General features: G+C 34.8%; 20 protein-coding genes and 4 pseudogenes. 22 read left to right on the top strand and 2 right to left on the bottom strand.

The features are described from left to right. Positions 1–4: 4 nt before the first annotated feature. The 5 genes from dnaE (at position 5) to MOF34_RS19665 (ending at position 5,519) form a co-directional block, all read left to right on the top strand. The gene (dnaE, locus tag MOF34_RS19685; protein WP_268401427.1) at positions 5–3,922 is read left to right on the top strand and encodes a DNA polymerase III subunit alpha; all 3,918 of its coding nucleotides are present in this window, start codon (positions 5–7) and stop codon (positions 3,920–3,922) included. A gap of 74 nt (positions 3,923–3,996) precedes the next feature. Continuing rightward, complete coding sequence (locus MOF34_RS19680; protein WP_268401426.1) at positions 3,997–4,647, top strand: 3D domain-containing protein; 651 nt, start codon at positions 3,997–3,999, stop codon at positions 4,645–4,647. 11 nt (positions 4,648–4,658) lie between these two features. After that, positions 4,659–4,874, top strand: a complete 216-nt coding sequence (locus MOF34_RS19675) for a YorP family protein (protein ID WP_268401425.1) — start codon at positions 4,659–4,661, stop codon at positions 4,872–4,874. Next, the gene (locus tag MOF34_RS19670; RefSeq protein ID WP_268401424.1) at positions 4,867–5,022 is read left to right on the top strand and encodes a hypothetical protein; all 156 of its coding nucleotides are present in this window, start codon (positions 4,867–4,869) and stop codon (positions 5,020–5,022) included. The genes MOF34_RS19675 and MOF34_RS19670 overlap by 8 nt, the downstream gene beginning before the upstream one ends. Next, positions 5,022–5,519 (top strand): deoxynucleoside kinase, encoded by a 498-nt coding sequence (locus MOF34_RS19665; RefSeq protein WP_268401423.1) that lies wholly within the window; start codon positions 5,022–5,024, stop codon positions 5,517–5,519. Before MOF34_RS19670 ends, MOF34_RS19665 begins: the two co-directional genes overlap by 1 nt. A gap of 37 nt (positions 5,520–5,556) precedes the next feature. Here the strand turns inward: MOF34_RS19665 and MOF34_RS19660 are convergent, their stop codons facing one another. After that, on the bottom strand, positions 5,557–5,904 hold the full coding sequence (locus tag MOF34_RS19660; RefSeq protein ID WP_268401422.1) for a hypothetical protein: 348 nt from the start codon (positions 5,902–5,904) through the stop codon (positions 5,557–5,559). A 348-nt stretch (positions 5,905–6,252) separates the two neighbouring features. Between MOF34_RS19660 and MOF34_RS19655 the strand changes: the two genes are divergently transcribed. Genes MOF34_RS19655 through MOF34_RS19645 form a run of 3 tightly spaced genes read left to right on the top strand, consistent with a single transcriptional unit; the run spans position 6,253 to position 7,079 of the window. Beyond that, positions 6,253–6,618 (top strand): hypothetical protein, encoded by a 366-nt coding sequence (locus MOF34_RS19655; protein ID WP_268296366.1) that lies wholly within the window; start codon positions 6,253–6,255, stop codon positions 6,616–6,618. A 38-nt stretch (positions 6,619–6,656) separates the two neighbouring features. After that, entirely contained in the window at positions 6,657–6,884 is a 228-nt protein-coding gene (locus tag MOF34_RS19650; RefSeq protein ID WP_268296364.1) for a hypothetical protein, read from the top strand. Positions 6,885–6,896: 12 nt separating this feature from the next. Further along, entirely contained in the window at positions 6,897–7,079 is a 183-nt protein-coding gene (locus MOF34_RS19645; RefSeq protein WP_268296462.1) for a hypothetical protein, read from the top strand. A 405-nt stretch (positions 7,080–7,484) separates the two neighbouring features. Here MOF34_RS19645 and MOF34_RS19640 read toward each other — a convergent pair whose 3' ends face one another. Further along, a complete protein-coding gene (locus tag MOF34_RS19640) occupies positions 7,485–7,625 on the bottom strand; it encodes a YjcZ family sporulation protein (protein WP_101860506.1) in 141 nt (46 codons plus the stop codon). 129 nt (positions 7,626–7,754) lie between these two features. On the opposite strand from MOF34_RS19640, the gene MOF34_RS19635 reads away from it, so the two are divergent. The 14 genes and pseudogenes from MOF34_RS19635 to MOF34_RS19570 form a co-directional block, all read left to right on the top strand. Beyond that, a complete protein-coding gene (locus MOF34_RS19635; protein WP_268286907.1) occupies positions 7,755–7,934 on the top strand; it encodes a hypothetical protein in 180 nt (59 codons plus the stop codon). A gap of 300 nt (positions 7,935–8,234) precedes the next feature. Beyond that, positions 8,235–8,438 carry a hypothetical protein gene (locus MOF34_RS19630; protein WP_268319103.1) on the top strand — a complete coding sequence of 68 codons (204 nt, stop codon included), beginning with the start codon at positions 8,235–8,237 and terminating at the stop codon, positions 8,436–8,438. Beyond that, entirely contained in the window at positions 8,422–8,607 is a 186-nt protein-coding gene (locus MOF34_RS19625) for a hypothetical protein (protein ID WP_061187805.1), read from the top strand. Before MOF34_RS19630 ends, MOF34_RS19625 begins: the two co-directional genes overlap by 17 nt. Positions 8,608–8,644: 37 nt before the next feature. Further along, positions 8,645–9,097, top strand: a complete 453-nt coding sequence (locus tag MOF34_RS19620) for a hypothetical protein (protein ID WP_268401420.1) — start codon at positions 8,645–8,647, stop codon at positions 9,095–9,097. Between the two features lie 54 nt (positions 9,098–9,151). Next, a complete protein-coding gene (locus MOF34_RS19615) occupies positions 9,152–9,514 on the top strand; it encodes a hypothetical protein (RefSeq protein WP_206702152.1) in 363 nt (120 codons plus the stop codon). 15 nt (positions 9,515–9,529) lie between these two features. Next, entirely contained in the window at positions 9,530–9,955 is a 426-nt protein-coding gene (locus MOF34_RS19610) for a hypothetical protein (RefSeq protein ID WP_129550729.1), read from the top strand. 119 nt (positions 9,956–10,074) lie between these two features. Continuing rightward, complete coding sequence (locus MOF34_RS19605; protein WP_268401418.1) at positions 10,075–10,437, top strand: hypothetical protein; 363 nt, start codon at positions 10,075–10,077, stop codon at positions 10,435–10,437. A gap of 49 nt (positions 10,438–10,486) precedes the next feature. Further along, positions 10,487–10,849, top strand: a complete 363-nt coding sequence (locus MOF34_RS19600) for a hypothetical protein (protein ID WP_268401416.1) — start codon at positions 10,487–10,489, stop codon at positions 10,847–10,849. A gap of 79 nt (positions 10,850–10,928) precedes the next feature. Then, positions 10,929–11,186 (top strand): hypothetical protein, encoded by a 258-nt coding sequence (locus MOF34_RS19595; protein ID WP_268401415.1) that lies wholly within the window; start codon positions 10,929–10,931, stop codon positions 11,184–11,186. Between the two features lie 47 nt (positions 11,187–11,233). Then, complete coding sequence (locus MOF34_RS19590; protein WP_268401414.1) at positions 11,234–11,587, top strand: hypothetical protein; 354 nt, start codon at positions 11,234–11,236, stop codon at positions 11,585–11,587. Then, a pseudogene (nrdI, locus tag MOF34_RS19585) lies at positions 11,587–11,982 on the top strand (class Ib ribonucleoside-diphosphate reductase assembly flavoprotein NrdI). The gene MOF34_RS19590 and the pseudogene nrdI overlap by 1 nt, the downstream one beginning before the upstream one ends. After that, positions 11,945–12,664 (top strand): annotated as a pseudogene (locus MOF34_RS19580) (ribonucleotide reductase N-terminal alpha domain-containing protein); the annotation flags it as partial. The pseudogenes nrdI and MOF34_RS19580, both read left to right, overlap by 38 nt. Positions 12,665–12,916: 252 nt before the next feature. Further along, a pseudogene (locus tag MOF34_RS19575) lies at positions 12,917–15,451 on the top strand (LAGLIDADG family homing endonuclease); the annotation flags it as partial. 265 nt (positions 15,452–15,716) lie between these two features. Then, positions 15,717–15,872 (top strand): annotated as a pseudogene (locus MOF34_RS19570) (ribonucleotide-diphosphate reductase); the annotation flags it as partial.

The raw sequence follows: 15,872 nt of genomic DNA, 5'->3' as shown, positions 1-15,872 counted from the left end.
AAAGTTGATAGGATGTCACTGCCACACAGATAGGAGTAACATAAGGCTTCTAGACTCAACAAACTCAGTTAAAGAACTGCTCAAAACTGCAGTAAAGATGGAATATAAGGGATTGGCCATAACAGACCATGAAGTCCTCTCAGCACATTTAGATGCTATTCGAACAGTTAGAGAAATGAAAAAGAAGGGGGATATGCCAGAAGATTTTAAACTGATATTGGGCAATGAAGCGTACCTAGTCGATTCTTTAGAGGAAGTTCGAGATAACTATAAATCGGGAGTGACAAAATTTCCGCATTTCTTGATGTTGGCAATTGATCCAAAAGGACATGAGCAGTTAAGAATACTGTCTTCTCAAGCCTGGGAAAACTCATTTTATACAGGAACAATGGAAAGAGTGCCGACAGTAAAAAAGGATGTAGAGGAGCTATTAAGTAAAGATCCAGGCCACATCATTGCTACCACAGCTTGCTTGGGGTCTGAGGTAAACATTCACCTGTTAAAGATAAAGGCTTTTGAAGAAACTGGTGATTCTCAGTCAATTAAGCAGCACAAACTAAAGATTCATGAGTTTATAACTTGGTGTATAGAGGTTTTTGGGAAGGATAAGTTTTTTATCGAGCTTCAACCTGCACTGAGTGAAGAACAGATTTACTGTAACAAGAAGCTGATAGATATAGCCAACGGGTATGACTTGCAAATGATTGTTACAACAGATGCTCACTATCTAAGACCAGAAGATAGAGCAATTCATCAAGCCTTTTTAAACGCTCAGGATGGAGAAAGAGAAGTTGATTCCTTTTATGAAGCCTGTTTCGTTCAAAACGTTGATGAAATTCACGAGAGAATGGACTACATTGATAAAGAAGTCATCGATCAGGCCATAAAAAATACAATGCTCATTGGCGAGATGATTGAAGACTATACTATAGAGCACGAACCAATTATCCCTAAAATGGATCTTCCAAACTTTAAATTAAGACATTTATTTAAACCAGCATATGATCAATATGAATATATAAAAAAGATGTCTGAATCAGCAGATGAACAAGATAGATATCTCCTTAATTTAATTGAGGACGGATTTGAAGAGAAATTAAAGACAAGCGAACTAACGAGAGAAGCTTTTCATAAAATATTAAAGAGGATTAACGTTGAGCTAGGTGAACTTTGGGAAATCAGCCAAAAGCTGAATCAGTCTATGCCTTCTTATTACATAACAGTCAGAGAAATCATTAATATTATTTGGGATGAAGAGTGTGGAGGAGATAGTTTAGTTGGGGCAGCCAGGGGAAGTGCTGCAGGTTACTTAGTTAATTATCTACTCGACAATACTCAAATTAATCCAATGCAATATGATTTACCACATTGGAGACATATACATAAATCGAGACCTGACCTTCCAGATATCGATATTGATACTGAAGGATCAAAAAGACAAAAAATTCTAAATGCACTTAGAGAAAGGTTTGGAGACAAACGTGTTCTTCAAATTGCTACTTTTGGAACTGAGGGTTCAAAATCAGCGCTTCAGACAGCATGTAGAGGCTTAGGAATCGATAATGATATATCCCAGTATTTAAGTGGAATGATTCCATTTGAAAGAGGATCTAACTGGCCTTTGAAGCATTGTTTTTATGGTGACAAAGAAACTGACAGAAAGCCGATTAAAGAGTTTATTAAGGAGGTTGAACAATACCCTAATCTTAAAGAAACAGCTCTAAAAATTGAAGGATTAACTAATAAGCGGTCTTCTCATGCAGCCGGAGTAATAATCTTTAACGATGAATATACAAAGTCGAATGCAATGATGAAAACTCCTAAAGGAGCTTATATTACACAGTTTAATATGGGTGACAGTGAAGCCATGGGCTCAGTAAAGTTTGATCTTCTTACGATCGAGGCTTTAGATAAGATTCGAGTAACCTTAGACCAATTAATTGAGAATAAAGAAATTGAATGGCAAGGTAGCTTAAAGAAAACATACAACAAATACATCCATCCAGACGTAATTGAGTATGAAGATGAAAAGCTATGGGAAATGGCAGGTAATGGGGAGATCATGGACTTGTTCCAGTTCTCAACTGAAGTTGGTCATCAATCAGTTGTCAAAGTAAAACCTAAGAACTTACTTGAAGCAGCAGTAACCAATTCTTTAATGAGGCTTATGCCAGACGGTGAAGAACAGCCTGTAGATACATATGTTAAATACAAAAATAACCTTAATAAATGGTATGAAGAAATGAGGCGGTACAGTCTAAGCGAAAAGGAAATCAGAGTAATGGAGAGGCACCTTAAGGACATTTATGGTGTTGCTGATACTCAAGAAGTGGTTATGCAGATGGTTATGGATAAAGATATAGCTAACTTTGACATTAAAGAATCAAATTATCTTAGGAAATCCATAGCAAAAAAGAAAGAAGATGTACTAAAAAAAGTGGAAGAATTGTTTTTTAAAAAAGGAAAGGAGATTGGCACTTCCGATAACCTTTTGAATTATGTCTGGAATGTTCAATTTAAAAGACAGTTCGGCTACAGTTTTAGTTTGCTCCATACTTTGGCATATTCAATTATTGCGTTACAGGAATTGAACTTAAACTATCGATATAATCCTCTATACTGGAATACTGCTTGTTTAACGGTAAACAGTGGAGGGATAGATACCGAGGATACAAAAGACAGCAAAAAGACAGCTGCTACAAACTACGGGAAAGTTGCTTCAGCCATCGGAAACATCAGACAAAGAGGGATTAAAATAGACCTTCCAGATATAAATAAGGCTGATTTTGGTTTTAGAACTGATATTAACAACAATTCAATTTTATTTGGACTTAAAGGAATGAATGGAATTGGAGACGATGTTATTCATCATATAGTTCTAAATAGACCATATAGTGACTTTAACGACTTTATTGAAAGAATGTTTAAGAGCGGCATTATTAAGAAAGGACAAGTAATCCAATTAATAAAAGGAGGCTGCTTTGATTCTTTTGGAGACAGGCAAGAAATCATGAAGGCCTTTATTAACTTAATATCAGAACCAAAAAGTAAACTTACGTTGTCTAATTTAAAAATGCTAATTGAAAACAACATTGTTCCTTCAGAATTTGCACAAGAAGTAAGATTTTATCGTTTTAGAGATTACATCAGCAAAAAGGTATACAAAACATTAAAGTCACCAAAAGATAAACTTTTTTTATTGGATGATGTATCAGCTTCGTTTTATAGTCAGCATTTCAGTGAGGAAAGTGTCGTTGATATGGTAAACGGGCAGCTTGTCATTTCAGAAAAAGCTTTTAAAAAAGAATATGATAACAAGATGTCTAAAATAAAGTCTTGGATAACAACAATAGAACCACTTAAGAAATTGAATGATTGTTTATTAATAAAAGAGTGGGAAAAATACGCTGGTGGATCATTAGGTAAGTGGGAAATGGATTCATTGAGCTATTATTATAATGACCATGAGCTTTCTGGAGTTAACTTTGCCAAGTATGATATTGCTGATTTTTATAAACTGCCAGAAGAGCCGGTTAAAGGTAAACCTTATCAATGGAGAGGGAAAACTCTCTATGAATATGAGACCACACGGATTATAGGCACTGTTTTAGATAGGGATAAAAACAAACATACAATTACTCTTCTAACACCTACGGGGGTGGTTACAGTTAAACAGTGGTCTGGTAGTTTTAGTCATTACAATAAACAGATTTCTAGATCCGTTGGTGGCGGAAAGAAAGAGGTAGTCGAGAAATCTTGGTATACCAGAGGAACATTGCTGATGTTTACTGGTTTCAGAAGAGGAAATAATTTTATTCCGAAAGTCTACAAAAATAGCATATATAATCACACTGTCTGCAGAATAGATGATGTTGATAAGGAAGGAAATATGAGTTTGACAACAAAAAGAGCAGAAATATAGGAGGAAGCCTTATCTATAAAGAAATAAAGAATAAAAATAAAATTAAATTATATACACTAAAAACTAAATGTGCTATGATAATTTTAATCCCACTTGCAACCTTTTCATACATAAATTTTGAACAACATCATTTAGACACAGGAAACAATCATAAGTCAATAAAAGAATCATTTTATGGAAAACCGGAACAAATCAATATACCACAGCACAAGAATCAGGTGCTAACCAAGTTCGCTGAAGTTGTTAAGAAACAGAAAGCTATACAAGAAAAGCGGCGAGAGGATATTCTTAACGCTCCTCTTATAAAACCAAAACCAGTGAAAAAGAAAAGTGTCAGGAAGGGAGGTGAGGATGGGAAAAAGAATAAACAAAATAAGAATAAAAATAAAATCACCATAATAAAAGATAATGTTGTTAGGACACTGGATATCGAATTTAGCGCATATGTTGCTAACTGTAGTCAAGGCTGCACCGGACGAACTAAAACTGGTGTAGATGTAACACGATCAATCTTTTACAAAGGTTATAGAGTAATAGCTACAGATCCAAGTGTTATTCCACTTAACTCCGTAGTATTAATAAAAGTAGGAGGGAGTTCATTTAAGGCAATAGCTATTGATACAGGTGGAGCGATTGTTGGCAATAAAGTGGACTTGCTGGTTTCAAATGAACAGGATGCAATCAATTTCGGAAGACAGCATGGATCGGTTTCATTTATTAATTAGGGGGTATTAAATTGCCTAAATACTGGAGTTATCCTGTTGGACTAGCCGTAGAGATTAACAATAATGCACGGTATGGCTGTCCACATCATGTTGGGAGAAAAGGAACGGTTATCGAGCGTTTGCATTCAGCTACATATGACTATGCAGTTAGCGATGAAACAGGTGACATTACTTACTTTAAAGAACATGAATTAACACCACTAAAAGGAGGTTTAACTTATGTTTAAAAAAGGTCAAAAGGTAATTATTGATTTTACAGATGAAATTGGAGCTGTGGCAAAAGTTGATTATCAATACAACCAGGTAGAAGTGAAATTTCCTGATGGTACTTATCAGGTTGTTGGTTTTCATAAAATTAGAAAGGTTGAGGATTAATGACATTAATTATCTTAGAGGGGTCTGATTGCTGCTTTAAATCAACAGTTGCAGCAAAGCTGAGCAAAGAACTAAAGTATCCAATTATCAAAGGTTCAAGCTTTGAATTGGCCACCAGTGGCAATGAGAAGTTATTTGAACACTTTTACAAATTAGCTGACGAAGACAATGTAATTATTGACCGGTTTGTTTATTCTAACTTGGTATATGCAAAGAAATTTAAGGATTACTCGATCCTTACAGAGCATCAGCTTAGATTTATTGAGGATAAAATTAAAATTAAAGCCAAGGTTGTGTACTTACATGCTGATCCAAGTATTATTAAAGAACGGTTAAGCGTACGGGGAGATGAGTATATAAAGGGAAAAGATATTGAATCAATTTTAGAGTTATACAGGGAAGTTATGAGCAGTGCTGGATTACATACATATTCATGGGATACGGGGCAGTGGGGTAGTGATGAGATCGTAGAGGATTTGGTTCAGTTATTTGAGTAACAAAAAAAGAAGGAGTGAACTAACACTCCCTAGTAAATTACCGTGGTTCTACTGTAATTTTAAAAATAAGATAATTGTCGTTAATGTCATAAGCGTAAACCACTGCTGTGCCCAATGTTGAATGAGAAGATACAACACCACTGGGACTAATACTAATGAGGCTGCTACCAGATACTATTTCCCACCGGGTGTAACCTTGTAATAAAGTTACGTTAGAATTTCTTAGCATGTGGAAATCAACTGTACCAAACGATTTACCAAGCTGCTTAACTTGATCAACTGATTTGACAGGCGTTTGGGCTGAAGCTTGTGATGTAAAAGCAGGAAGAGCTAGTGTTGTTAGGGATAAAGCAGAAACAATTAATCCTTTGTAAAACTTTTTCATAAGAATTGCCCCCTAAGTTTTGATTGTAATTACAACTCTAGTCTAGCATGTTAAATATTTGAAATGTGTGAAGTGTTTGTGAATCTGATTAAAATTTGTCTTTTATTAAGAATAAAAATAATGTTTGTGGGAGTGTTGATGTATTAACAACGACCAAATAATTGAACAGTTTAAACAAAGTGTCGAAGATTATAGAAAGAAAATCAGTAATGGGGAAACTGGTCAAGCGCAGCGTTATGTAGATTCATTAGGAGCTGAAATTGAAGCGACAGCAAACTTTATGGAAGTCCTCAAAGCTGGAAAAAAAACGATTGAGGATGAGTTATCACGACAAAAAGGGGAGTGAATATGTTAACCGATCAAGAAAAAATTGACTTGGTAAACGCTCTTGATTTTGTAGTTATTGAACCACATACACAAAGCATTTACGTACATAACGATGAAAAGACCAAGGAAGTATTAGCTAAGGTTTTGCACACTATTTCAGTAGATGAGTATATTGAGAGCTTTAAAAAAGGGAATCTGATCGATATCTTTCCTGGTGCAATGCAAGAAGCCAGTGCGGAAGGTTTTAAAGATGGACACTTTGTGATTATGCCAAAGAAATTTTATGTTGATCAGTGTTATGCGATGAGTAAGGAAATCGAGCGATTAACACACCTAGTCGATCTTCATAATATTAAACCAAATACATATCGAGGTTTGATTCATTAAGTTGTTTCAAGAAAAATGAAAGGATAAAGGGATGTTTATTGAAAAAGTACTATGTAAGATGTAAAGATGGCAAAGGTGAAAACGCGTCTCTGGTTATAGAGGCGCTATCACCTGAACAAGCAAAAGAACAAGCATATGAAGTACATAAGGTAAGGGATATTTATAATGTATGCCTGGGAGAAGGAACGTCAAGGAATTACCTAGAGCGAAAATATTCTCCATACATAAAAAATGACAACGGAAAAGCAATAACCATTTTTTCATAGGGAGAGGGTATCATTAAGGAAATTGTCAGAGATATTGTAATTGATGACATTGATGTTGTTGAAGGGATATTAGATAAGCTTTATGTATATTTGGAGAACACACTTAGGCCAGAAGAGAATCAGATTTGGAAACGGTGTGATAAAGATATAATGACTGCTTTTGTTAAGCTAAGAAATATTAAAGAAACAATATAAAGAATAAAAATAAAATTACTATTGACTGAAGAGGCGATTAAGAGTATGCTAGATTCATAAGAAAAGAGGTGATGCTTTGAGATGTGCAAAATGTAAAGAGCATATTGATAGGATCGTTTATTACATAAGAATTACTGACGATAAAGAGCATAAAGAATTTCCGGTACATAAAGAATGTGGTGAAGAATTGCAGAAAAATTGTTTGGAACATTGTAAGGCCATGAAATTAGAAAAGACATTAAAATTTTTGAAGTTGCAATTAGAATAAAAATAAAATTACTATAAAATATTCCTTTTATCTAGTTTTAAATAACCCTTACAAAAATAAAAACGCCATAAAAACATCTTATGGCGTCTACCGAACAGGGGGAGGTGCTGTTTCGGCGGAGGCAGGTAAAGTTAAACTTAATAATTAAAGAAAACTGCTCCAACAATGATCAACAAAATGAATAGAACAACGATCAAAGCGAAGGAGTTACCGTAACCATTCGAATAACCGTTTGAGTAACCAGTATTTCCGTTAGAGTATCCACCGAAGAATCCCATATTTCCACCTCCTTTAATGAGGATAGTATAAGATATGGCAAACGATAAGTTTCGACATAGATTTAAGTCTAAATAAGAAAAAATGAAGTTTTTGTCTAAATTTAAGAGTGGAATAAGGAGAGTTGATAAATGAACATGTTCGTAATAGCTGCAAAGAGTGAAGGGAAATACCTTTATGGTTACCACCCACATATTTATTCAAACCGTAAACAAGCAGAAAATGCATTGAAGATAATGAGAAAAAACGGAAAGTTAACTGATAGAGATAAGGTTTATGGATTAGATGGACTACTGCTGGTGGATTTATAAGGTAATAAACCTGAAAGAATCGAGGTGAATGAAATTTCATATTTGATACTGGGTCTAATCTTATTCGGTTCAACGTTCTTAGGCAATGGCCTCGCATGTTTAGTTGAGAAGAAGAACTTTAAAGAAGACATTTCATTTTATCTTACTGTTTTCTTAATCGGAGCATGTGCACTCCTTCTTGGAGTTATTCTTACAGTGAAATGAACAATGTGAAGGGGAATAGTCAGAATGAAATATTCATAATTTCCCGGGCAAGCGCAGTATACGACAAATCAAAACAAATAATGAGGAGAGATTAATATGGACAAAGAAAAATGGGTAGTTGAGGTCTATGCAGGAAAAGAATTCGTTGGAAAGATGACTGGCGTAGATGGAAAGGTAGCAGTATTTGATCAACGAGAACAAGCAATTACTGAGGCACAAAAGTTTAAAGCAAAAGGTACTTTGGGCATCTGGTGTAAAGTGGTTCAGCATTTGGAGGAGCAAGTTGCAGCTAGTCATTAACGTTCTTGAAATCGTAGGTCTTTTGTTGATTGGAATAGTATCACTAGATATATATGGAACTAAAAAGGGAATAAAACCTCAAATAGCTTTAGTATTATTAGTTCTAGCTGTTCTAGCTGGGTTGTCATTCTTAATCAGTTTAGTTTTATTAATTATCAATATTATCTAAATAAAATTCAATTTTTATATAGAAACGAGGAATAAACATGAAGCTCAAAAAAGCAGACTGGGTTATAGTCCGAGAAGCGGAAGAACAAGGCTTAATGGTCGGTATGACGGGTCTGATTGAGAGAAAGCGAACCAATTTAAACAATGAATTAAGTGATTATTTTAGAAAGCGACTTCCCGACTATACTGGCAGCTTTGATGAAATTGAAGGGGAGGAAATCCTATATTCAATTAACGAATACATAACAGAAAACAATATTGATATGTACCCTTTAGACTTTCCAATTACAGATGGAACAGATGTTCATATGATTCCTATAACCGAAAATATTCAATTAAAAGTAATTGTGGCAGATGAATATCATGGCGGTGGTGACTATTCAAAATATGTTATAGCAGATTTCTTCTTGATCAATGATAAAGCAACTACGAAAGACGTTGATACACTCCTTCATTTTGTAAAGAAACATCTTTTACAAGGAGGTGAATAAGTGGGACGACATCAAGCCAAGTTTGAAGGCCAGATAATCAATAAAACATATGGATTGGATGTACTCGGTCGTTTTTCTGAAAAGGAAAAAATAGAATTCAACTGTTTCTTCGAAGGGGTTATTGATTTAGTGCCAATTGAAATTGGAGGCAAAGTATATATCCCTGGTTTAAATGAATATGTTGTCGTAATTGACCGGCAGCGGAACACAAATAATGAATGGACGTATCAGACTGATAAGATCATTAAAATAATTGAAGACAAAAAAAGCTTAGAAAAAGCCATTCAAGAGCAAACGAAACTTGAAGAAGAATGGCAGCAGCATGTCAGACAAGAGAATCAGCGTGTCGAAGAACAAAATGATGTGAGTAAAACATCGTGCTGGAAGAGATTTTGGTACTTCTTAATTAAAGGATGACGAGGGGGATTTTTCATGAATAAAATTAAGCTTAATTATAAGGTTGGAACTGCATTAAGGGAGTTAATCAAAACGATTGGGAAGGCTGAGCTTTATAAATTTGAAAATTTATTATGTCATTACAAGCACAGCAATAAGTATGAGGGAGAAACTCAAAAACAAATTTCAATATTAGTTGATTTTGTAAGAAACTCAGAGAAAAATCGAATTACATACTATAATGCTTTATCTAATGATTTTACGGTATTGGAAGAAGAGAAGGACTACAGAGGGGAACCAACTTATGATTTTTATAAAAATGAAGGGGCAGCTATTTTTATTAAAGGAAAAATGGTTTATGGAATTCATCCAGACAACCTTCATAACAATTTAAAGGCTTTGGAGAATGGAGATTTAAAAATAAAGTGGTGGCAAAACTGGCTTAGAGTAAACAGTAATTGAAAATGGGATTATCGAAACTAAGCGTGATGCTACAAAAAAATTAAACTTCATTGGCAGAACAAAGGGAAATCTAAATAAAAGTTTTATTTTAAACCAAGTTTTCAAAAGGAGAGCTAGATATGATCTTAAAAGAAATTGCTGTATATGAAGAAACGCTCAATAAACATTTACCAAATGAAACAAAAATGATTCTTCATTACAAAAATGTAGAGGCAACTGAAAACGAAGATAAAATCACAGTAAGGATTAGTAATGATTTATTGGTGTATAAATGGGTTGAACTAGGCGGTGTATCTAAGGGCACTTATAAAATGAAAATGACTAGTCTAGAGGATGAAACAAGCGAAGTTAATGTGAAAATCGAAAGAATTCAAATGAACACAGACAGAGATTTGGCGGTGGAAATAGAATTTAATGTACTTGATCCAGTACAGACCGTTATGGGTTTACCTGGTATTCATTCGTTCTCCATAAAAGGATGATTTTAAACAAAAATGAAATAGATTACTCTATATTTTGGAGGAATGAAAAGTGAAATACACCAAACATGGAAATTCTGTAGAAGGCTATATCACGTTCAATCTTTATTTCGAGACATTTGATTATAAAGAAGATAGCTTGCTAGAACAAATAAAATTCACAACAGCTAAAGAATTATTCAACATAATGCAGCCTGATTTTATTGAGGAGTTAAAAAATGAAAACGGAGCAGATCAGGTTGATCTTTACGATATCACTTTTAGTGCTAAAGAGGATGATACGGAAGCTTTCATTACAATGTACGACAACTCAGGAAACTATCGAGTCTCAACAAAATTAGATGTAGATGGCCTTGATAGCAAGTATAAAGCAACTCTGCAAGGCATCAAAGATATTCTTGATAAGAAGATTTAAAAATAGAAAGAGGGGATTAGAATAGACACTTTTGATTTTATCGGTTGTCGGTTTAAACAATAAAAAGGAAGGTGTATACATGGAATTAATATTTGCTGAAACAATTAAAAGAGATCAAAAATTAGAGAATACGGACATTCTTAAACTAAGTGATGATTATTACATGGTTGTCAAAGAGATTGAGGGTTATATTGCAAGGAATTTTACAGGATGGACAGGTGCCACTGGTCACCACCCCACTTTAGAATCTCTTTTAGATTCTTTATATGGACTCAGATGGGATCCCAAAATTTTTAGCCATAAAGATTATCACCTAGAATTAAAAAAATCTGAATAAAATCACAGCTTTATTCAAAATAAAATTAAAAAATAAGGAGATGTAAAATGGGGGCAGCTAGACGTATTGATCCAACTCAACCATATGTAAAAAAGAAGAACATTATTAACTTTACAGTAGCCACTGAGAACACTCATATTCATTTAGCTGATGGACAATCTTTTCCTGTATTAAAAGGTGAGATTATTGCAACTGACCAACAGGGAAATCAATTTGTTGAATTAGAAAAGAATCTAGGTGATTACGTTCCAGTTAAGAAGAGTTCCTTATATGAAAGTATGGCACAGGGCTACATGGAAATGGGCGACATTAATCGTGAGATATCAGAAGCATTCAATTACGCTGAAAATGAAGCTGAAACAGTGACTACAAAATTAATTACAGGGGCTTATAACGATTAGTGATCATTACATATGAGAGTAAAACAGGCAATGTAAAAAGGTTTGTAAAAGCGCTGCAACACAAATCAGATATTAAGGCAATTGAAATAACAGATGATACCATCATCAATTAAGAGTTCATACATATTACATACACGATTGGCTTTGGGGAAGTGCCTGAAAGGACATTGAATTTTATTAATAAGAATAAAAATAAAATAAGAGGAGTTGCTGTTAGTGGAAACAAGGTTTGGGGTGATAACTATGGTTTAGCTGGAGACAAGCTCTCAGCTAAGTTCCACACACCATTGTTATTAAAGTTTGAACTTAGTGGAACGAAACAAGACTTACAGAAGCTCATTCAGGAGGTACAACTTATTGACAAACACAATACCAAAGTGGATCAAGCTCAATAATGAGATCATGATTCAAAAAGATGGGAAGTATCAATTCGAAAAGGATAAGGAGGCCGTACATAGTTACTTTGTTGATTACATAAATCAAAACACAGTCTTTTTCCATGATCTAAAAGAGAAACTTGATTATTTGATTAAAAATGATTATTACGAAGAAGAATTCTTAAGCAAATATACATTTGAACAGATTAAATCAATTTATAAGATTGCTTACAGTTACAAATTCAGATTCCCATCTTTTATGAGTGCGTTTAAGTTCTACAATGACTACGCATTGAAAACAAATGATAAAACAAAGATCCTGGAGAGGTACGAGGATCGTGTCTCAATTGTGGCTTTGTATTGCGCGGATGGTGATTACGAGAAAGCAGTTGAGGAAGTACATACTATGATGAAACAAGAGTATCAGCCGGCAACACCTACATTCCTTAATGCTGGACGTAAGCGAAGAGGTGAAATGGTGAGCTGCTTCTTACTTGAAATAGGCGACAGTTTGAATGATATTTCACGTGCTATTGATATCTCCATGCAGCTTTCTAAGCTAGGTGGAGGAGTAGCATTAAATCTAAACAAACTAAGAGCCAAAGGTGAAGCGATTAAAGACGTAGAGAATGCGACTAAAGGTGTCGTAGGTGTTATGAAACTTCTAGATAATGCCTTCAGATATGCCGACCAAATGGGTTGATTTGGCCCCTTTCATCAGCAATGGTGATCGAAAACCTCTTTAATTCATGGGAACTCCTACAGGGACAATCATGAGCGAAGCAAGACTAAGTCTTGAACGTGCAACGACTAGCCGAAAGGCGTAGGCTGCAAGCTATTGGCAGTCGAAACAGGAGGCGCCCTTAGAGGGTGAAGATATAGTCTAACCTTCATGGTAACATGAAGCAGCCATATGGCGGGGCGTGCTTAGCGAACACGTTTGAATGGTCTGCAAAGACAAGGATCAGGAGCAGTTTATCTAAGTGTATTCCATCCAGACATTACAGACTTCCTGGATACCAAAAAAATAAGTGCTGATGAAGATGTCCGAGTTAAAACACTATCTATTGGCGTAGTTGTTCCAGATAAATTTATTGAACTTGCAAGGGAAGACAAGGATTATTACATGTTCTATCCTCATTCAGTCTACAAAGCATATGGACAGTATCTTGATGAGATGGACATCAATAAAATGTATGATGAGCTTGTCGAAAACCCTAGGATTAGAAAATCAAAGGGAAATGCTCGAAAGCTGTTAGAGCAATTGGCCATTCTAAGAAGCGAATCTGGTTATCCATATATCATGTTTGCTGACAATGTAAATAAAGTGCATGCAAATGAACATATTTCAAAAGTGAAGTTTTCAAATTTGTGCGTTACTGGGGAAACACTTCTTTTAACTGAGAATGGATATGAAAAAGCAGCCGATCTTTACAAAAAGCAGAATGATCTTAAAGTGGTCATTGATAATAGAACAAAAGATTTTGCAGTTGGTAGCAAAGGTACCACAATTGTAGATGCAATTCCAATGCAACTGACTAAAAAAGATGCGGAAATATTTAAAGTCAAAACGAAGCAAGGATACGAAATTAGGGCAACTGAGTGGCACAAATTCTATGTGAAAAGAGATGGTGAAATTCAAAAGCTCCAATTGAATCAACTGAAAACGGGCGATAAATTATTAGTCCAATCAGCTGAAGGAGCATACGGGAAAATTCATGAACCCGATCTTGCATACATTATGGGCATTATAGCTGGTGATGGAACCATTACTGAAAAAACTGCCAAGATTTATTTATACGATAATAAAAAAGTTCTTGAGCAGAAAGTTACTGATGCAGTTCACCGTATTATTCAAAAACACAAGGTTGATCGTGCTTATAAGCACAATACATCACTTCTCCCAATATTTAATATGGCCAACCCAGAAAAACAAGATTTGCTCTACATGAATAGTACTGTCTTATTTGACATCTTGAAGAAGTTCGGTATGAACAAAGAAACAAAAACAAGAGTCCCAGAATTCATTTTTCAAGCTAACAAGGAAACGCAAGCAGCTTATTTATCGGGTTTATTCCAGACTGATGGGTGTGTAAATGCAAATCATAAAGCCAAAGCATTAACTATTGAGTTAACATCCATCCACTATGAGAGCCTTCAGGACGTTCAGAAGCTGTTACTGAACATGGGTGTTTATACAACGATTTATTCTAACAACAAGCGCTCACAAGAACTCCTTCCTGATGGAAAAGGCGGTTCTAAGCTTTACAATGTAAAACCAACACACAAAATCAGTATTCAAGATAGAAACTCAAGAGAGTTGTTTATGAGTATTGTTGAAATGAAAGAATACGATGTTTATAAATTCAATTTGTTAACTGAGACATTGCAACCTAAGTCAAGAAAGCCAAAGCATGATTTTACAGCTGAAATTATTAGTATTGAAGAAGACGGTGTTGAGGATGTTTATGATACAACACAAGAAGACTATCACTCTCTGATTTTCAATGGAATTGTTACTGGCAACTGTTCAGAGGTACTCCAATCATCACAAGTATCAGTTTATACGGATTACGATAAAGAGGATGAAATTGGCTTAGATATCTCCTGCAATCTTGGCTCTATGAACATTGTAAACGTAATGAGCAATGAATCAATTGCTTCAACAGTCAGAATAGCAATTGACTCACTGACAACTATTACAAGGAAAACAAACATTGTAAATGCTCCAGCTGTTGCAAGAGCAAATACACTAATGAGATCCATTGGTCTAGGGCAGATGAACCTCCATGGATTTCTAGCTCAAAATAATATTGCTTATGAAAGTGAAGAAGCTAAGGATTTTGTTAATACATACTTTATGATGGTTAACTTCTACTCTCTGCAGCGTTCAATGGAAATTGCACGAGAAACAGGGGAGACATACTACAAGTTTGATGGTTCGACTTATAAATCAGGTGAGTATTTCGAAAAGTACGTAACAAATGATTTTAGCCCGAAATTTGAAAAAGTTAAAAAGCTGTTTGGAGATCAACATATTCCTAATATTGAAGATTGGATGAAGCTTAAAGAAGATGTGATGAAATATGGTCTTTATCATTCCTATAGACAAGCAATTGCACCTACTGGAAGTATCTCATATGTTCAATCATCTACGGCGGGTGTAATGCCCATTATGGAAAGAATTGAGGAACGTACATACGGAAACAGTAAGACATATTATCCAATGCCAGGTTTATCAGCTCAGAATTGGTTCTTCTACAAAGAAGCATATGACATGGATATGTTTAAAGTTGTTGATCTTATTGCTACGATTCAGCAGCATGTTGACCAGGGAATTTCATTTACCTTGTTCTTGAAAGATACGATGACAACGAGAGATCTAAACAGAATAGACCTCTACGCTCATCATAAAGGAATTAAGACCTTGTATTATGCAAGAACTAAGGATACAGGTCAGGATTCATGTCTATCTTGTGTTGTCTGATTAACTCTATAAAAATAGTATTCATACAATAGTTCAGAAATTAAAAGAAGGATATTCATTAAAATAGCATTTGTTAAATTTCCTTCAAAACACAGTGATAGACCTAGTTTAACAAAAAACATAAAGATAATTTTTTGAACGTTTTTATTCATAAGTAAAACCATCCTCTTATATTTTAGGGGCTTTGTTACCCCGTATATAAGGGCTTCAAAGAGGGTGGTTTTACAGTGTCAAATCTAAAATTTTTTAAGATAGGGGAATATTTTTGACAAAAATTTATGACGCAGCAAACTGGTCAAAGCATGAAGACGATTTTACCCAAATGTTCTATAACCAAAACGTGAAACAGTTCTGGCTTCCGGAAGAGATTGCTTTAAACGGCGAGCTCCTCACATGGAAGTACCTCGGGACAAAGGAGCAA

It is taken from the genome of Bacillus sp. T17B1 (assembly GCF_026796395.1).
GTDB lineage: Bacteria > Bacillota > Bacilli > Bacillales > Bacillaceae > Bacillus > Bacillus spizizenii_A.
This window is presented reverse-complemented; position numbering and strand designations above follow the sequence as displayed.